The organism is Pseudomonas sp. S30 (genome assembly GCF_016518545.1).
GTDB lineage: Bacteria > Pseudomonadota > Gammaproteobacteria > Pseudomonadales > Pseudomonadaceae > Aquipseudomonas.
In genome coordinates, this window is the sequence record NZ_JACVTO010000003.1 from 325,753 (window position 1) to 343,394 (window position 17,642).

The following is a 17,642-nucleotide window of genomic DNA, read 5'->3' on the forward strand; positions in this document are numbered from 1 at the left end:
GCAGGGGTGCACTCAATGCAGCGCAAGCGCGCCTAAATGCCCATCCACGCCGCCTTTTTCCCTGCCCTCGCCATAATCGGGCACTGGCATGCAATTTGCTCCCTTGTGATGCAGGTAAGCTTGGCCGACTATCCGCGCCCGGCGACACCCTTTTTCCAGGGCGGCGGCCAACCGCACCCTAGACCCTCCGGAGGACAACATGTCGAAGTCGGTTCAGCTCATCAAAGATCATGACGTCAAGTGGATTGATCTGCGTTTCACGGACACCAAAGGCAAACAGCACCACGTCACCATGCCGGCTCGCGATGCACTGGATGATGAGTTCTTCGAAGCCGGCAAGATGTTCGACGGTTCCTCCATCGAGGGCTGGAAAGGCATCGAAGCCTCCGACATGATCCTGCTGCCGGACGACTCCTCTGCCGTGCTGGACCCGTTCACCGAAGAACCGACCCTGATCCTGGTCTGCGACGTGATCGAGCCGTCGACCATGCAAGGCTATGACCGCGACCCACGCGCCATCGCCAAGCGCGCCGAGGAATTCCTCAAGTCGACCGGTATCGGTGACACCGTGTTCGTCGGCCCGGAGCCGGAGTTCTTCATCTTCGACCAGGTCAAGTTCAAGTCGGACATCTCCGGCTCCATGTTCAAGATCTACTCCGAGCAAGGCTCCTGGATGACCGACCAGGACGTCGAAGGCGGCAACAAGGGCCATCGCCCGGCCGTCAAGGGTGGCTACTTCCCGGTTCCGCCGTGCGACCACGACCACGAAATCCGTACCGCCATGTGCAACGCCATGGAAGAGATGGGCCTGGTCGTCGAAGTTCACCACCACGAAGTGGCCACCGCTGGCCAGAACGAAATCGGTGTGAAGTTCAACACCCTGGTGACCAAGGCTGACGAAGTCCAGACCCTGAAGTACTGCGTGCACAACGTGGCCGATGCCTACGGCAAGACCGCCACCTTCATGCCCAAACCGCTGTACGGCGACAACGGCTCGGGCATGCACGTGCACATGTCCATCTCCAAGGATGGCAAGAACACCTTCTCCGGCGAAGGCTATGCTGGCCTGTCCGATACCGCCCTGTACTTCATCGGCGGCATCATCAAGCACGGCAAGGCCCTGAACGGCTTCACCAACCCGGCCACCAACTCCTACAAGCGTCTGGTGCCTGGCTTCGAAGCGCCGGTGATGCTGGCCTACTCGGCACGCAACCGTTCGGCCTCGATCCGTATCCCGTACGTGTCCAGCCCGAAAGCCCGCCGCATCGAGGCCCGCTTCCCGGACCCGGCCGCCAACCCGTACCTGTGCTTCGCCGCGCTGCTGATGGCCGGCCTGGACGGCATCCAGAACAAGATCCACCCAGGCGATGCCGCCGACAAGAACCTGTACGACCTGCCGCCTGAAGAGGCCAAGGAAATCCCGCAGGTGTGCGGCAGCCTGAAGGAAGCCCTGGAAGAGCTGGACAAGGGCCGTGCCTTCCTGACCAAGGGCGGCGTGTTCTCCGACGACTTCATCGATGCCTACATCGAGCTGAAATCCGAAGAAGAGATCAAGGTCCGTACCTTCGTTCACCCGCTGGAATACGACCTGTACTACAGCGTCTGATGAACTCGGCGCTTGCGCCTTGAGCATCTGAAGAAACGGCTTCCCTAGGGAAGCCGTTTCTGCTTTTACGTTCAGTCAGTTCGGACGCATCCTACCCGTACATCCAGCGCCGCTAGCCAGACTCAGGCATCCACCCGTCAGGAGACTGCCATGCGTTTGCCTTCTCTCACCCTGCTTTGCGTCCTTGCCCTCACCGGCTGCCTGAAGAAGCCCGAGTACGACCCCACCTTCAATGCCCTGCTCGACAGCATCGAGCGGCGCCTGGCCCTGGCCGACGCCGTCGCCCTGCACAAGTGGGACCAGCGCCAGCCCGTGCAGGACAGCCCGCGCGAGCAGCAGGTACTGGCCAAGGTGCGCCAGGCCGCCGCCGAGCACGGGCTGTCCGCCGATCGCGCTGCCCAGTTCTTCACCGACCAGATGGAAGCCAACAAGCTGCGCCAGTATCACCTGCTTGGCCAGTGGCACCTGGTCGAGAGCGCCCCCGACACAGCACGGCAAGACCTGAGCAGCGAAATCCGCCCACAGCTGGACCTGTTGCAGAATCAGCTGCTCGATCGCCTGAAACGCTTCGATCGCGCCCAGCCGGCCAACTGCGATCACGCACTGGCCGTGGCCATCGGACTGCGCTCCAGCGACCCCACGCGCCGGCTGATGCTGATTCGTGCAACCGCCAATCTCTGCCAACCTGCCTGACCCATCGTGCTCTATATTGGTGCGCAATCCTGCTGAATGCTCTGCGCTGCATCCCAAATCAGGTCACTTGAAACGATAAAGCGTGAAGGATTGAGCCGATTTTGCGCATAACCTGCGCTTTGTCGGCCAATTCCGCTTCTTTTCGGAGCCTTGGTTTGTTTCTTGCATTTTCCAGACATCAGCGGACCTGCCGGGTACGCGCCCTCGAGCCGTGGCGCCTGCACCCGACCGGATCTGCACCCCTATAGGTGGAACGCCCCATGACCCTCAGCGATGCCCAGCACCGTCTGCTTCTGGACAACCTGACCACCGCGACCCTGTTGCTCAATGGCGAGCTGCGCCTGGAATACATGAACCCGGCCGCGGAAATGCTCCTGGCCATCAGCGGTCAGCGCAGCCATGGGCAGTTCATCAGCGAGCTGTTCACCGAGTCCAGCGAGGCGCTGCATTCCCTGCGCCAGGCCGTGGAACAGGCTCACCCGTTCACCAAGCGCGAGGCCCAGTTGACCTCGCTGACCGGCCAGAGCATCACCGTGGACTACGCGGTCACGCCGATCCTGCACCAGGGCAGCACCCTCCTGCTGCTGGAAGTGCACCCGCGCGACCGGCTGCTGCGCATCACCAAGGAAGAGGCGCAGTTGAGCAAGCAGGAGACCACCAAGATGCTGGTGCGCGGCCTGGCCCACGAGATCAAGAACCCCTTGGGCGGCATTCGCGGCGCCGCGCAACTGCTGGCGCGCGAGCTGCCCGAGGAGGAGCTGCGCGACTACACCAACGTGATCATCGAAGAGGCCGACCGCCTGCGCAATCTGGTCGACCGCATGCTCGGCTCGAACAAACTGCCGTCGCTGTCGATGACCAATGTCCACGAAGTGCTGGAGCGGGTGTGCAGCCTGGTGGATGCCGAAAGCCAAGGCGGCATCACCCTGGTGCGCGACTACGACCCGAGCCTGCCGGACGTGCTGATCGACCGTGAACAGATGATCCAGGCCGTGCTCAACATCGTGCGCAACGCCATGCAGGCCATCAACGGCCAGAACGAACTGCGCCTGGGCCGCATCACCTTGCGCAGCCGCGCAGTGCGCCAGTTCACCATCGGGCACGTGCGTCACCGCCTGGTCGCGCGCATCGAAATCACCGACAACGGTTCGGGCATTCCCGCCGAACTGCAGGACACCCTCTTCTACCCGATGGTCAGCGGGCGCCCGGACGGCACCGGGCTCGGCCTGGCCATCACCCAGAACATCATCAGTCAGCATCAGGGGCTGATCGAGTGCGAAAGCCGCCCAGGCCACACCACCTTCTCGATCTTCCTGCCCCTGGAACAAGGAGCCACAGCCCCATGAGCCGTAGTGAAACCGTGTGGATCGTCGACGATGATCGTTCCATCCGCTGGGTCCTGGAAAAGGCCCTGCAGCAGGAAGGCATGACCACCCAGAGCTTCGACAGCGCCGACGGGGTCATGGGACGCCTGGCCCGCCAACAGCCGGACGTGATCATTTCCGACATCCGCATGCCCGGCACCAGCGGTCTGGACCTGCTGGCGCAGATCCGCGAGGAACACCCGCGCCTGCCGGTCATCATCATGACCGCCCATTCCGACCTGGACAGCGCCGTGGCTTCGTACCAGGGCGGTGCGTTCGAGTACCTGCCCAAGCCGTTCGATGTGGACGAGGCGGTGGCGCTGGTCAAGCGCGCCAACCAGCACGCCCAGGAGCAGCAGGCCTTGCAGGCGCCGCCGATCCTGGCCCGCACTCCGGAGATCATCGGCGAGGCGCCGGCGATGCAGGAGGTGTTCCGCGCCATCGGCCGGCTCAGCCACTCCAACATCACCGTGCTGATCAACGGCGAGTCCGGCACCGGCAAGGAGCTGGTGGCCCATGCCCTGCACCGCCACAGCCCGCGTGCCGCCTCGCCCTTCATCGCGCTGAACATGGCGGCGATTCCCAAGGACCTGATGGAGTCCGAGCTGTTCGGCCATGAGAAAGGCGCCTTCACCGGCGCGGCCAACCTGCGCCGCGGTCGCTTCGAGCAGGCGGACGGCGGTACCCTGTTCCTCGACGAAATCGGCGACATGCCTGCCGACACTCAGACCCGCCTGCTGCGGGTACTGGCCGACGGCGAGTTCTATCGGGTCGGCGGCCATGTGCCGGTGAAGGTGGATGTGCGTATCATCGCCGCGACCCACCAGAACCTGGAGTCGCTGGTGCAGGCCGGCAAGTTCCGCGAAGACCTGTTCCATCGCCTGAACGTCATCCGCATCCATATCCCGCGCCTGTCCGATCGCCGCGAGGACATTCCTGCCCTGGCCCGTCACTTCCTGGTGCGGGCGGCACGCGAACTGTCGGTCGAGCCCAAGCTGCTGAAGCCGGAAACCGAAGAGTTCATGCGCAACCTGCCCTGGCCAGGCAACGTCCGGCAGCTGGAGAACACCTGCCGCTGGATCACGGTGATGGCCTCCAGCCGCGAAGTGCTGATCGGCGACCTGCCGCCCGAGCTGCTCAACCTGCCCCACGATGCCGCGCCGATCACCAACTGGGAACAGGCGCTGCGCCAGTGGGCGGACCAGGCCCTGGCGCGCGGCCAGTCGAACCTGCTGGACAGCGCCGTGCCGAGCTTCGAGCGCATCATGATCGAGACGGCCCTCAAGCACACCGCAGGGCGTCGACGCGATGCGGCGGTGCTGCTGGGCTGGGGGCGCAATACCTTGACGCGCAAGATCAAGGAGCTGGGCATGAATGTGGACGGTGGTGACGAGGATGAGGGCGAGGAGCACTGATCGGTTCGAGTCGCCGTTATGGAAAGGGCCGCACATGCGGCCCTTTTTCATTGGCGAGGTGCACATGCACCGATGTTGTGCCGGACGCACCTCGAATGGGCCGCTCAGCGTCTCAATGCCACCTTAAAATCACCTAGACCATTGATTTATATACGGTTTAAAACTTGGCACGGCGTCTGCAATATGGACTGTAACCACAGTTTCGGGGACCCCGGTACAGGCAGGCCGGGAATCCCCCTCTTTATTCGCAGTACCCGTTTTCGGGGACCTTGGTACAGGCAGGCCAGGACTCCCCTCTTTATTCGCAATACCCGTTTCGGGGACCTTGGTACAGGCAGGCCAAGACTCCCTCTTTTACACCCCGTAGGCGCGGCGCTTGCCGCGCCTACAACGTCAGACGCACCCGCACTCGCCAACGCCCCTCCTCCTGCGCCACCGTCCACTCACCCCGCACCGCACGCGCCGCCACCAGCGACAGCAGCAGCCCTCGATCGCTGCGCTGCACTCGCCAGCTCACCGGCCGCCCCTGCAGCTCGAGCTGACCACGTTGAGGCTTGCCCTCGGCCTGGAACACCACTGCCACCGTCCCCTCGACGTTCTCGCCATGCAGAGAAGGCTCGGCGTTGAACCACAGGTCCAGGCCACCCTGCACCACCTCGACCTGCTCCAGCCTGCGCGGCTCGGGCGCCGTGAGCCGGCCGATCATCAAGCCCACCATCACCCCGACGATCGCCATGGACAGCAACACCCGTGGCCAGGCCTTCGAACGCGGGTCCGGTTCGAGGGTAGAATGCGCGTCATCTTCCTGCCTGGGGCCGTGCATGTTCCACGTCATCCTTTTTCAACCTGAAATTCCGCCGAATACCGGCAACATCATCCGCCTGTGCGCCAACAGCGGCTGCGACCTGCACCTGATCGAGCCGATCGGCTTCGAGCTGGATGACAAGCGCCTGCGCCGGGCCGGGCTGGACTACCACGAGTATGCCACGCTCAAGCGCCACGACAGCCTGGCCCAGTGCCTGGAACATCTCGGCCAGCCGCGCCTGTTCGCCTTCACCACCAAGGCGTCGCATCCTTTTCACGAAGTGGCCTACCAGCCGGGCGACGCCTTCCTATTCGGTCCGGAAAGCCGCGGCCTGCCCGCCGAGGTGCTGGACAGCCTGCCCGCCGAGCAGCGGCTGCGCCTGCCCATGCGGCCAGGGTGCAGGAGCCTGAACCTGTCCAATACGGTGGCGGTGACGGTCTACGAAGCGTGGCGGCAGCAGGGGTTCGCCTGAACCGGCGAAGAAAGGGTGGCCGGCGACGGGGCCAGACCCCGCTGCCGGCAAAGAGAAGCGTTACTCGACGATGCAGATCCAGCGATGGTTGCAACGATACGGCGCGCGGGTGAAGGAAATATCGGCCAGGCGTTTCAAGCCGCGTTGCTTGAGGGCCTGGGTCAGTGCGGCCAGTGTTTCTGCTTCGATAGTCATGCTGTTACCTCGTCAGATTACTGCGTACATAATTCTTGACCGAGGGGACAAACCGGGGATTCAGTTTTTTCCAGGCCGAATTCGACCGCTTGTCCGATAAACGCAAAAGGCCGCACCCTCAAGAGGATGCGGCCTTTTCGATGCAAATGACGGCTCAGTTATCCAAAACGGCGCGTCCGGAGACACCGCGCTTGCGGTGCACCAGCAAGCCGGTCACCACTACGGCGATGCTCAGCAAGGCGGTGGCGATGATCTCGATGCGGTGGTCTTCGCGCAGCGCCATCACACCCAGTACCGCGACGATGAAGGCGATGGTCGCCCAGGTCAGGCCCGGGAACAGCCACATCCTGAACGAGATCTTCTCGCCCCGCGCTTCACGCTGGGCACGCATGCGCAGTTGCGAAACGGCGATCACCAGGTACACCAGCAACGCGATGGCGCCGGAGCTGGCCAGCAGGAACTCGAACACTTCGGCCGGGGCCAGGAAGTTGGCGAACACGCACAGGAAGGCGGCGGCGGTGGACAACAGCACGGCCCAGTGCGGCGTACCGGCACGGGTGGTGCGCTGGGCCACGGCGGGGGCGTCGCCACGCTTGCTCAGGGAGAACAGCATGCGCGAGGAGGTGTACAGCGCCGAGTTCAGGCAGCTGGTGACCGCGATCAGCACGACGATGTCGACGATCAGCTTGGCGTTGGGCACGCCGATCAGGCTCAGCACGGTCTGGTAGGAACCTTTCTCGGCCAGGGTCGGATCGTTCCACGGCACCATGGCCACCACCAGGAAGATCGACACCAGGTAGAACAGGCAGATGCGCCAGATCACCGAGTTGGTCGCGCGGCTGATCTGCCGGCCAGGGTCCTTGGACTCGGCAGCGGCGATGGTGACGATCTCGGTCCCCATGAACGAGAACATGGTGGTCAGCATGGCCGCCAGCACGGCGCCCAGGCCATTGGGCATGAAGCCCTGGGTGTCGAACAGATGGCTCACGCCGCTCACCTGGCTACCCGGCACCAGGCCGAACATGGCCGCGCAGCCCACCACGATGAAGGCAATGATGGCCAGGACCTTCAACAGGGCGAACCAGAACTCGAACTCACCGTAGTTCTTCACGCTGAACAGGTTGGTCACGGTCAGCGCCAGGGTGATGACCAGCGAGAAGGCCCAGAGGTCCACGGCGGGGAACCAGGCGTGGAGGATGGCAGCGGCTGCGTTGGCCTCCAGCGGGATCACCAGCACCCAGAACCACCAGTACAGCCAGCCGATGGTGAAGCCGGCCCAACGCCCGATGGCGCGGTCGGCGTAGGTGGAGAAGGATCCGGTGTCCGGCGAGGCGACGGCCATTTCGCCGAGCATGCGCATCACCAGCACCACCAGGGTGCCGGCAGCGGCGTAGGCCAGCAGCACGGCCGGACCGGCCGCCGCGATGGCGTGACCCGAACCGACGAACAGGCCGGCGCCGATCACGCCGGCGATGGACAGCATGGTGACATGCCGTTGTTTGAGCCCCTGAGCGAGGTCATTGGAATTGTGCTTACCGCTCATAAAACTACCTTTGTAAGGAGTGGACCACTCGATTGCTCGAACGCAGCGCGTCAAGGGTTGGGATAGACGGCTTGGCAATCAGCGCTTAGCAGCTGGCAATAACTGCGCCAGCTGCTAGGGCGCAGTCAAAAGAGTTCCGCAGCACCGCCACGGACGTGGCTTGCCGCCATTCGGCCAGGCTCTGACCGAATGGCCATCGCCTTTATGTGGCGAGTGTGCATTACTGAAATACCCACTTACAAACGCACCAAAGGTAGTCCTTGGTAACACCGCTGCACCACAAAAGCGCACGCAAGGTGCAACCTAAAGGCGCAACCCTGCTGATCGTCTTGAATAGGCGCATGGCTGAGCGATTGACGTCTCGATGGCGCCAGGAGCACCTCAAAGCGCTTCCCTCGTCCGGCCAAAACTGGCACCATCGCGCCTTTTTTCATCAAGGCTCCGGTGCCGAACGCAACCCCGGGCAGACATCCTCGCGACGTTGCACTGCAGCGATGCGACAATCCGTCCCGCCTGCGACCCGAGCCCCCTGCGACCCGGTTGGCCGCCCCGAGCCGCTATGCTAGCGTGGCGCTCGCCAGGAAGGCCGCCAACAGCTGGGAACGCACCCGATCACATGAGGACCGCACATGGCCCAGGCCACGCCCGCGCTGGAAATCCGCAATCTGCACAAACGCTACGGCGACCAGGAAATTCTCAAGGGCATTTCGCTGACCGCGCGCGATGGTGACGTGATCTCGATCCTCGGATCCTCCGGCTCCGGCAAGTCCACCCTGCTGCGCTGCATCAACCTGCTGGAAAACCCGCACCAGGGCGAGATCCTGGTCGCTGGCGAAGCGCTCAAGCTCAAGGCCGACAAGGCCGGCGAGCTGATCGCCGCCGACAACCGGCAGATCAACCGCCTGCGCAGCGAAATCGGCTTCGTGTTCCAGAATTTCAACCTGTGGCCGCACATGTCGATCCTCGACAACATCATCGAGGCGCCGCGCCGCGTGCTCGGCCAGAGCAAGGCCGACGCCGTCGCCGCCGGCGAGGCACTGCTGGAAAAGGTCGGCATCTTCGACAAGCGCCACAGCTACCCCGCCCAGCTTTCCGGTGGCCAGCAGCAGCGCGCCGCCATCGCCCGCACCTTGGCCATGAAACCCAAGGTGATCCTGTTCGACGAGCCCACCTCGGCGCTCGATCCGGAAATGGTCCAGGAAGTGCTTAACGTTATCCGCGCATTGGCCGACGAAGGCCGTACCATGCTGCTGGTGACGCACGAGATGAACTTTGCCCGCCAGGTGTCCAGTGAAGTGGTGTTTCTGCACCAGGGCCTGGTGGAGGAGCAGGGATCGCCGCAGCAGGTCTTCGAGAACCCGACCTCGGCGCGTTGCAAGCAATTCATGTCCAGCCACCGCTAACGGAGCAACACATGCAGACCTACAAGAAATTCCTCCTGGCCGCGGCCGCCACGTTGGTGATGTCGGCCAACGCCCTGGCGGCGGAAAAACTGCGCATGGGCATCGAGGCGGCCTACCCGCCGTTCAACAACAAGGATGCCAGCGGCAACGTGGTCGGCTTCGACAAGGACATCGGCGACGCCCTGTGCGCCAAGATGAAGGTCGAATGCTCGGTCGTCACTTCCGACTGGGACGGCATCATCCCCGCCCTGAACGCCAAGAAGTTCGACTTCCTGGTGTCGTCGCTGTCGATCACCGACGAGCGCAAGCAGGCGGTGGACTTCACCAACCCGTACTACTCCAACAAGCTGCAGTTCATCGCGCCGAAGAACGTCGACTTCAAGACCGACAAGGATTCGCTCAAGGGCAAGGTGATCGGCACCCAGCGCGCCACCCTGGCCGGCACCTGGCTGGAAGACACCTACGGCAGCGATATCACCATCAAGCTGTACGACACCCAGGAAAACGCCTACCTCGACCTGACCTCGGGCCGAGTCGACGCGATCCTGGCCGACAAGTACGTGCAGTACGACTGGCTCAAGAGCCCCGAAGGCCAGAACTACGAGTTCAAGGGCGAGCCGGTGGTGGACAGCGACAAGATCGGCATCGCCGTGCGCAAGGGTGACACCAAGCTGCGCGACGACCTGAACAAGGCCCTGGCCGAAATCAAGGCCGACGGCACGTACAAGAAGATCAACGAAAAGTACTTCCCGTTCAGCATCGAATGATTCACCCCGACCGGCACCGCCTCGGCGCGGTGCCCGTCCCTTGAATGCACCCTGCCCATGAATATCGACCTGCACGGATTCGGTCCGGCCATGTTGGCCGGCACTCTGATGACCGTAAAACTGGCGCTGTGCGCCCTGCTGCTGGGCCTGGTCCTGGGCCTGCTCGGCGCCCTGGCCAAGACCTCGCCGTTCAAGCCCCTGCAATGGCTGGGCGGCACCTACTCGACCCTGGTTCGCGGCGTGCCCGAACTGCTCTGGGTGCTGCTGATCTACTTCGGCACCGTCGGGCTGATGAACAGCCTGGGCGAGGCCCTGAACATGCCTGGCCTGGAACTGAGCGCCTTCGCCGCCGGGGTGATCGCCCTGGGCCTGTGCTTCGGCGCCTACGCCACGGAAGTGTTCCGTGGCGCCATCCTGGCGATCCCCAAGGGCCACCGCGAAGCGGGCCTGGCGCTGGGGCTGTCCAAGGGGCGCATCCTGTCGCGCATCATCCTGCCGCAGATGTGGCGCGTGGCCCTGCCGGGCCTGGGCAACCTGTTCATGATCCTGATGAAGGACACCGCGCTGGTGTCGGTGATCGGCCTGGAGGAAATCATGCGCCACGCGCAGATCGGCGTGACCGTGACCAAGGAGCCCTTCACCTTCTACGCCGTGGCCGCCTGCATCTACCTGTGCCTGACCGTAGTCGCCATGATCGGCATGCACTTTCTTGAACGACGCGCCGCTCGCGGCTTCGCGAGGGCCGCGCAATGAATTGGGAAGTGATCATCAAGTGGTTGCCGCGCCTGGCCCAGGGCGCGACCCTGACCCTGGAGCTGGTGGCCATCGCCGTCATCGCCGGGCTGATCCTGGCCATCCCGCTGGGCATCGCCCGCGCCTCGCGGCACTGGTACGTGCGCGCCCTGCCCTACGGCTACATCTTCTTCTTCCGTGGCACGCCGCTGCTGGTGCAGCTGTTCCTGGTGTACTACGGCCTGGCGCAGTTCGACACGGTGCGCAGCAGCGCGCTGTGGCCCTACCTGCGCGATCCGTTCTGGTGCACGGTGTTCACCATGACCCTGCACACCGCCGCCTACATCGCCGAGATCCTGCGCGGCGCGCTCCAGGCCATTCCCAAGGGCGAGATCGAGGCGGCGCGTGCGCTGGGCATGTCGCGCGGCAAGGCGCTGTGGTACATCATGCTGCCGCGCGCCGCGCGCATCGGCCTGCCGGCCTACAGCAACGAAGTGATCCTGATGCTCAAGGCCAGCGCCCTGGCCAGTACCGTGACCCTGCTGGAACTCACCGGCATGGCCCGTACCATCATCGCCCGCACCTACCTACCGGTGGAGATCTTCTTTGCCGCCGGGGTGTTCTACCTGGTGATTTCCTTCGCGCTGGTGCAAGGCTTCAAGCTGCTGGAACGCTGGCTACGCGTCGACGCCTCCCAAGGCCGCTGACCGCACCCGCTCCTGCACCGGCGCAGGAGCGGATTCCCCCGCGAAGAATCTCGACATGCCCGCCTTTCTCGCCCACCACCAGCTCACCGAACGCTTCCAGGCCCTGGACCTGTTCCTGCACCAGCATGAACACCTGTGGAAACCCCGCCCGTTCACCGCCCTGCGCCTGGAATGGGAAACCCATCACCCGGACCTGTCCCACTGGCTGCGCAGCCGCACCCTGGATGAGGCCGAAGCCGCGCACCATCACCCCGAACAGCTCCGCGCCCCCGCCCCTTTCACGCAACTGGCCAATGACGCCATCCGCCTCAGCACCGTGGGCGAACTCCCGCCCATGGACCTGCACCCCGCTGGCCACCGCCTGGACGTCAACGTCCCCGGCCGCAAATGGCAGCAGATCGAAGCCTTCGGCAGCCGCCTGAGCTTCCACGCCCAGGCACGCCGCTGGCTCGACTGGTGCTCGGGCAAAGGCCACCTGGGCCGACGCCTGCTGCAACCCGGCCAGCAGCTGACCTGCCTGGAATACGACACCGCGCTGGTCGCTGCCGGCCAGGCCCTGAGCGACCACCACCGGCTGCCCGCCCATCACCTGCATCAGGATGTGCTGGCCGCCGACGCCGTCCAGCAGCTGCACCCCGACCACAGCGTGGTCGCCCTGCACGCCTGCGGCGACCTGCACGTGCGCCTGCTGCAACTGGCCAGCGCCCAGGGCTGCCAGCACATCGCCGTGGCGCCCTGTTGCTACAACCGCATCCAGGCCGACCACTACCAGCCCCTGTCCCAAGCCGCCCAGGCCTCTCCGCTGCGCCTGAGCCTGGACGACCTCGCCCTGCCCCTGAGCGAAGCCGTCACCTCCAGCGCCCGAGAGCGCCGCCAGCGCGACACCTCAATGGCACGACGCCTGGGCTTCGACCTGCTGCAACGCCAGCAACGCCAGACCGACGACTACCTGCCCACGCCGTCCCTGCCCACCGCCTGGCTGAGCAAGCCGTTTGAAACCTACTGTCGCGACCTCGCGGCCCTGCGCAATGTGCCCTTCACCGGCCACCCCGACTGGACCGCCCTGGAAGCCGCCGGTTGGCAACGCCTAGCCGAAGTGCGCAACCTGGAGCTGTTGCGCAACCTGTTCCGCCGCCCGCTGGAACTGTGGCTGGTGCTCGACAAAGCGCTCTATCTGCAAGCGCAGCATTACCACGTGCGCCTGGGCACCTTCTGCGACTACCCTCTCACTCCGCGCAATCTGCTTCTATTGGCGGAGCGAAAATAGCGGAGTAACCTGTGGATAAGTCTGTGAACAAGCTTGTGATGAAATCCTTCGGCAGCCTCTGATTCGCGCGATTCTGCAGCGGTGCGCTTATTCCAAATCTCAACCATAGCCAGCAAAAACAGGACTTTGCGCAAAGACCAGCGGCCCGAAGATTCCACTTGCCTTTTCTGAAAAGCGTTTATCCCAATTGTGTATAAGCCTCGCCGGTTGTAGGACAGGATTCATCCACAATGGCCGTAAAACAGCCCCGATCACCCCATCCGGTGTATCATTCCCACCACATTCCACACCTGCGCAAACAGGAACGCCGTCACAACTCCCCCGCCCCGAGCTACCACCCTTTCGCTCGACCCGCTAAAGTTGCGACCGCCCAGCCCGCGCCCACTCCAAGGCCCCGGCCCTGCGCATCCGCCCTTCGGATAGATAGATGAACGGATCTCGACTCGTGAAACAGACCACCCCCCTCACCGCCCTGGCCCTCGCACTGGCCCTCACCGGCTGCGCCCCCAACAGCGCCAACGCCCCGAAAACCCCCAGCCTGGGCTGGGAAACCCCCGGCATGCAGCTAGGCGGCGACCGCGGACTGCCCTTGCAGGCTGAAGCCCCGTGCCGGCGTCGCGGCTGCGACAACCACAAGCTGTTCTTCAACCCCGCCGAGCCCGAACCGAGCGTGAACAGCATCCACCGCGGCTGGTAGGATTTTCTTCTTTTGCGTCGGTGACTTAGGTGATTGCAGGCGCAATGCAAGGAAGTGGTTTACAGCGGCTCGCGGATAGCTATAATGACGCCCCTGTGCCGGTATAGCTCAGCTGGTAGAGCAACTGACTTGTAATCAGTAGGTCCCGGGTTCGATTCCTGGTGCCGGCACCATCTTAGAAGCCCCGCGATGCGGGGCTTTCTGCTTTTTGGCGATGATGAGTCGTGATTTTACAATCACGCAAGCATCCACATTTCGTCCACATTCTTCGACTCCCTCCAATAAATCCCAGTACCTGTCCTTAGCCTTGATGGTGCGTTGAGCAGTCCTCCGTAGTGCATGATGGGATGTCCTCTCGTGCAAGCCTCCCTTCTAAAGTATCAACATGCGATCTGTTCACCAGCTGTCGTGCCTATGACACCGCTCACCGCTCGACAGTACTGCGGGCAGGGTAAAGGCGTGAAAGTGCCAGAAATCCTACGCATTTGGGCGGACGACCTGTCCGAGCAAACAGACAACACGGAAACTGCGCACTAGGACTTCAAGCCCAGGATTCTCACCCTGACGTTGAACATCCCAAACAAGAACGCAGCCTGGCTACGCGATCTGATGCGCGTGGCCGAGGCCACCGAGGGCGGTGGCCAGCTCAAGACGTACCGCGTCGTGAGCGACACCGCAGCAGCTTTCGGGATGCGCCAGGTTCAGTTCTCCGAGGGTGTGAGTGCTCGCGAAGACGATATGTTTGCAATGTGGCGCATCCAGCTCGGACTGACCGAGAAGAAGTCGAACCCGGAGAAGGTAGAGAAGCGCAGCGCCAAGGGCACCGTCACCGCGCAGGCCGGTACCGGATCTGCCGTGGGCGGGACTGGTGGCGGCGGGGACGATGGCCAGAGGCAGGAGCTGACCGGTTTCGAGGCAACCCTGAAAAAGGTGGATGACTGGCTCGAGGGTGGCAAATGAAGCTGCACCAGGCGCTGAGCGTGGCCGGGGTCGGCTATGACCTGGTCAAGGCAGACGTGCGCCTCGAGCTGCGAACCCAGGCCAGGCGACGTTCACTGTCCAGGCCGAGCAGCCGTTGAAAGGTCTGGTGGCCCTCGACCTGGGCTACAACGATAAACCACTGCAGCGGCATTTCCTGGGCTACGTCGAACGAAGCACTGGAGCCAACTTAAAACAGCAGGTGCTGTTCTGCCGCGAGCTGGCCGCGATCCTGGCCAAGCCGATGCCGATGAACCTGCGCCATGGGGATCTGCGTGCCGTGCTCAAGGACGCCAGCCGCCAAACCGGGCCGCGCTTCGGCGTCGATGTCCAGGTGCTGCTGCCAGACGGCGAGCCAGATCCGGCACTGCCGGTGTTCACCAGCTTGCCGCTGCCGGCGCCGATGGGCGGCCAGGAAGCCGGCATGTTTGGCTTTCCCGAGGAGGGCACCACGGTGGTGGTCTCGTTTGCCTACGGCCTGCCGCACAAGCCGTTTATCCAGCAGATCCTGCCGCATGGCCTGAGCCTGCCCAGGGTACCGAAGGGCGACAAGGTCTGGCAGCACAGCGAGGCCTGCCAGCAGCGCGTGGACGCGGACGGCAACTGGCTGCGCCAGACGGATGGAAAGATCCAGGACAAGGCGATCGAGCGCGGAGTGGAGTCACTGACGAATACCGAGCGCCACCAGAGCCACACCAGCCAGGTGGATGGCCATTCGACGGAGACGATCGGGGGCATCAAAAAGATCGAGGCACTGGGCGCCCTCAAGCTGCTGTCGGGCGGTTCCGCTAGCCTGGCGGCGGTAGATGACCTGCACCAAGCCACTGGGCGCGACCTCAACCTGGTGGTGGGGCAGAAGCTGAATGCGGTGATAGGCGAGGATCTGCAGGAGCGCATTGAGGGGATACGCAAGAGCGTGACAGCAGGCAGTCAGCGCCTGCAGGCGCCCAAGACCTGGGTAGGTTCGGAGGGGGTCAACGTATTGCAAGTGCTCTGTGATCTGCTCGACCTAGTGCAGGAGATGAACGCGCAACTGGCGATGCATGTTCACGGACCGTCACCAGCCCCGAACAATGCCGCTGCATTCACTTCTGCCGCGAACAGCGCACAGAGGATGGGCACCCAGCTTAAGCAGATCACCCTATAATCAAAAGTTCAGATACACAACGCACGTGAGCGCTTACTCAATTATGCTCCCTCCAAACCCTATGTAAGATTATAAACTGAGGATCTCAACATGATGCCATGTGCAATTTCCGGGCTGGCCGCTTCATCGAAGACAACTATAGAAGTCTATTTTTTTCTACCCTTAACAATTGCACTGCTTACGCAACGCTTGTCCATATTTGAAATTGATTGATTCTTTTCTTCAAGTTTAATTCGGACGTTGTCCCACTCTAGCGAAATAGACAGTGGTTTCTTGCCTGACTCTGAATCCGACTGGGAATAGGCGGCCAAACCAAAAGCATCGCCTTTATTTATCTCTTCATAGCGATCCGTGAACCCCTGAATTAAATTTCGGGCCTCATCGACTGATGTCTTAGTGAGCGCTCTGACCTCATCCTGAATCTCACTAATAGCCCCCATGTACTTCCTCAAAGTTATTTTCAAATCAATCTTATCTTCGCAATCATTTAAAACCGAACGTTTAAATCCAGCATTCAAAAGTAGCCGTTCCTTAAGCGAAAAAACTTCCAAGTTAAAAACAAGTGTTTCAGCTTGATTATCTTCTCCCATCAGCCAGTTGTGGGGGCTCCCCACAGAATGGACAGCATCTGCGGAGTGCGCAATATGGTTTCTCAATGCTTCTGCAAAACGGTACTCGAAACTGGTGTCGTAGATCTGATGTGAAAGCTGCTTTACTTTTGCGGCGACCTCAACTTTATCCTTGGCACTTTTTGAAGCCATACTGGAAATAAGCTCGGTATAGTTTTTACCCATAATAACAAAGTTAGCAGCTCGCCTATTCAGTACTGAGAGAATATTATAGGCACGCCCATAGTCGAATGAAATATCAAACATCCCATCCATAGTAAGAACAAGCAGTTCTCGCTCGAAGTCAACGAAGTTCCCAAGCACAAGATCATATTTCTCCTCGATAGCGAGTGCAGAATCAAGGATGTCTTTGGCCTTAACAATTTCGTCGTACTCAGACTTATCCAACTCAAGATGCGGTATGTTACCAAGAAATGCTTGCCTTAAATAATACTCGAATTGTTCCGACACACTTCCCTCTCTATAGATAAATTACCAGCACTCTCAATTATAGATCAAACAGATAAAAGTTATCGGAACTAGCTCCCTACACGATAGATATTAGCTGTTCTGAGATAGCTCAGGGGTCATCCGTAACAGATAGGATAAAATATTTCCATGTTGAAGAAATCATTCCGAGAATTCACTTATCCCCCTCACGCCGACGCGCTTCGTCTCAGAAAAAATTGAAGGCACCTGACGGTGCAACCGGAGCCGGGCACAGGCACGGCCTGGGCTCCAAGCGGGGGATAGGGATTGCACCGAGTGAAAGGAATTGAGAGAGAGTGCAGCGCCGAGCCACTGATAGTGTCCGCAAAGTGTCCACACCGCTGCCGGATACCTGGCCAAATATCCTTAAATAACCAGTAAAATCAAGGGATACCGAGGTTTTCTCATCAGGGCCAGGCTGCAAGCGTGGACTTGTAATCATTAGGTCCCGGGTTCGATTTCTAGTGCCGGCACCATGATTGGGTTCTGGAGATGCTTTTTGGGTCTTTGGAATCATCGGAAAACCCGCCTTTTGGCGTAATGCTGTTCACTTAAGCATTTGAGTCCAAGCCGGGGTTTCTAGAAAATCCGATACCAGCCCTCTGGTATCGGATTTTTTATGCCCATTCAGCAGCAATTGCTCGACCTCGGCGATCTTTTCAACTTCTCCGACCTCAGCACTTTTACCCAGAACATCCCTGTCGAGTGGGTTGCCAGTGCGCTCAATCTCTCGGCTCAAGCCACTATCCGGCGG

At 61.7% G+C, this 17,642-nt stretch carries 18 protein-coding genes, 1 tRNA gene and 1 pseudogene; 15 read left to right on the forward strand and 5 right to left on the reverse strand.

The features are described 5' to 3' along the window. The first annotated feature begins 199 nt into the window (after positions 1 to 199). The 4 genes from glnA (at position 200) to ntrC (ending at position 5,078) form a co-directional block, all read left to right on the forward strand. Entirely contained in the window at positions 200 to 1,606 is a 1,407-nt protein-coding gene (gene glnA, locus IAE34_RS05950; RefSeq protein ID WP_039582672.1) for a glutamate--ammonia ligase, read from the forward strand. 150 nt (positions 1,607 to 1,756) lie between these two features. Continuing rightward, positions 1,757 to 2,299 carry a chorismate mutase gene (locus IAE34_RS05955; protein ID WP_200137935.1) on the forward strand — a complete coding sequence of 181 codons (543 nt, stop codon included), beginning with the start codon at positions 1,757 to 1,759 and terminating at the stop codon, positions 2,297 to 2,299. 260 nt (positions 2,300 to 2,559) lie between these two features. Next, the gene (glnL, locus tag IAE34_RS05960; protein WP_200137936.1) at positions 2,560 to 3,645 is read left to right on the forward strand and encodes a nitrogen regulation protein NR(II); all 1,086 of its coding nucleotides are present in this window, start codon (positions 2,560 to 2,562) and stop codon (positions 3,643 to 3,645) included. Then, complete coding sequence (gene ntrC / locus IAE34_RS05965) at positions 3,642 to 5,078, forward strand: nitrogen regulation protein NR(I) (RefSeq protein WP_200137937.1); 1,437 nt, start codon at positions 3,642 to 3,644, stop codon at positions 5,076 to 5,078. The genes glnL and ntrC overlap by 4 nt, the downstream gene beginning before the upstream one ends. 385 nt (positions 5,079 to 5,463) lie before the next feature. Here ntrC and IAE34_RS05970 read toward each other — a convergent pair whose 3' ends face one another. Further along, a complete protein-coding gene (locus IAE34_RS05970; RefSeq protein WP_200137938.1) occupies positions 5,464 to 5,901 on the reverse strand; it encodes a hypothetical protein in 438 nt (145 codons plus the stop codon). Between IAE34_RS05970 and trmL the strand changes: the two genes are divergently transcribed. Next, positions 5,900 to 6,355: a tRNA (uridine(34)/cytosine(34)/5-carboxymethylaminomethyluridine(34)-2'-O)-methyltransferase TrmL gene (trmL, locus tag IAE34_RS05975; protein WP_200137939.1), complete on the forward strand. Its 456-nt coding sequence runs from the start codon at positions 5,900 to 5,902 to the stop codon at positions 6,353 to 6,355. The two genes, IAE34_RS05970 and trmL, sit on opposite strands and share 2 nt — an antisense overlap. Positions 6,356 to 6,415: 60 nt before the next feature. Here the strand turns inward: trmL and IAE34_RS24490 are convergent, their stop codons facing one another. Both IAE34_RS24490 and gabP read right to left on the reverse strand, forming a co-directional pair. Continuing rightward, complete coding sequence (locus tag IAE34_RS24490; RefSeq protein ID WP_267908830.1) at positions 6,416 to 6,550, reverse strand: hypothetical protein; 135 nt, start codon at positions 6,548 to 6,550, stop codon at positions 6,416 to 6,418. 154 nt (positions 6,551 to 6,704) lie between these two features. After that, positions 6,705 to 8,093: a GABA permease gene (gabP, locus tag IAE34_RS05980; protein ID WP_200137940.1), complete on the reverse strand. Its 1,389-nt coding sequence runs from the start codon at positions 8,091 to 8,093 to the stop codon at positions 6,705 to 6,707. Between the two features lie 629 nt (positions 8,094 to 8,722). Between gabP and IAE34_RS05985 the strand changes: the two genes are divergently transcribed. The 10 genes and pseudogenes from IAE34_RS05985 (at position 8,723) to IAE34_RS06025 (ending at position 15,791) form a co-directional block, all read left to right on the forward strand. Then, positions 8,723 to 9,496, forward strand: coding sequence for an ABC transporter ATP-binding protein (locus tag IAE34_RS05985; RefSeq protein ID WP_200137941.1), 774 nt, complete (start codon positions 8,723 to 8,725; stop codon positions 9,494 to 9,496). A gap of 11 nt (positions 9,497 to 9,507) precedes the next feature. Further along, positions 9,508 to 10,263: an ABC transporter substrate-binding protein gene (locus tag IAE34_RS05990; protein ID WP_200137942.1), complete on the forward strand. Its 756-nt coding sequence runs from the start codon at positions 9,508 to 9,510 to the stop codon at positions 10,261 to 10,263. 57 nt (positions 10,264 to 10,320) lie between these two features. Next, positions 10,321 to 11,016 (forward strand): ABC transporter permease, encoded by a 696-nt coding sequence (locus tag IAE34_RS05995; RefSeq protein ID WP_200137943.1) that lies wholly within the window; start codon positions 10,321 to 10,323, stop codon positions 11,014 to 11,016. Continuing rightward, complete coding sequence (locus IAE34_RS06000; RefSeq protein WP_200137944.1) at positions 11,013 to 11,702, forward strand: ABC transporter permease; 690 nt, start codon at positions 11,013 to 11,015, stop codon at positions 11,700 to 11,702. The genes IAE34_RS05995 and IAE34_RS06000 overlap by 4 nt, the downstream gene beginning before the upstream one ends. A gap of 55 nt (positions 11,703 to 11,757) precedes the next feature. Beyond that, entirely contained in the window at positions 11,758 to 12,969 is a 1,212-nt protein-coding gene (locus IAE34_RS06005) for a methyltransferase (protein ID WP_200137945.1), read from the forward strand. Positions 12,970 to 13,414: 445 nt separating this feature from the next. Beyond that, on the forward strand, positions 13,415 to 13,666 hold the full coding sequence (locus IAE34_RS06010) for a hypothetical protein (protein ID WP_325167306.1): 252 nt from the start codon (positions 13,415 to 13,417) through the stop codon (positions 13,664 to 13,666). A 97-nt stretch (positions 13,667 to 13,763) separates the two neighbouring features. Continuing rightward, positions 13,764 to 13,839, forward strand: a tRNA-Thr gene (locus IAE34_RS06015). Between the two features lie 241 nt (positions 13,840 to 14,080). Beyond that, positions 14,081 to 14,626 (forward strand): annotated as a pseudogene (locus IAE34_RS06020) (baseplate complex protein). Beyond that, on the forward strand, positions 14,623 to 14,745 hold the full coding sequence (locus IAE34_RS24495) for a hypothetical protein (protein ID WP_267908831.1): 123 nt from the start codon (positions 14,623 to 14,625) through the stop codon (positions 14,743 to 14,745). The pseudogene IAE34_RS06020 and the gene IAE34_RS24495 overlap by 4 nt, the downstream one beginning before the upstream one ends. Further along, entirely contained in the window at positions 14,742 to 15,791 is a 1,050-nt protein-coding gene (locus tag IAE34_RS06025) for a hypothetical protein (protein WP_233630951.1), read from the forward strand. The genes IAE34_RS24495 and IAE34_RS06025 overlap by 4 nt, the downstream gene beginning before the upstream one ends. A gap of 146 nt (positions 15,792 to 15,937) precedes the next feature. Here IAE34_RS06025 and IAE34_RS06030 read toward each other — a convergent pair whose 3' ends face one another. Together IAE34_RS06030 and IAE34_RS24555 are read right to left on the reverse strand one after the other, a co-directional pair. Continuing rightward, complete coding sequence (locus IAE34_RS06030; RefSeq protein WP_200137947.1) at positions 15,938 to 16,870, reverse strand: hypothetical protein; 933 nt, start codon at positions 16,868 to 16,870, stop codon at positions 15,938 to 15,940. Between the two features lie 565 nt (positions 16,871 to 17,435). After that, positions 17,436 to 17,642 (reverse strand): hypothetical protein (locus tag IAE34_RS24555; protein ID WP_325100972.1); only part of this gene is annotated, 207 nt, incomplete at its 5' end.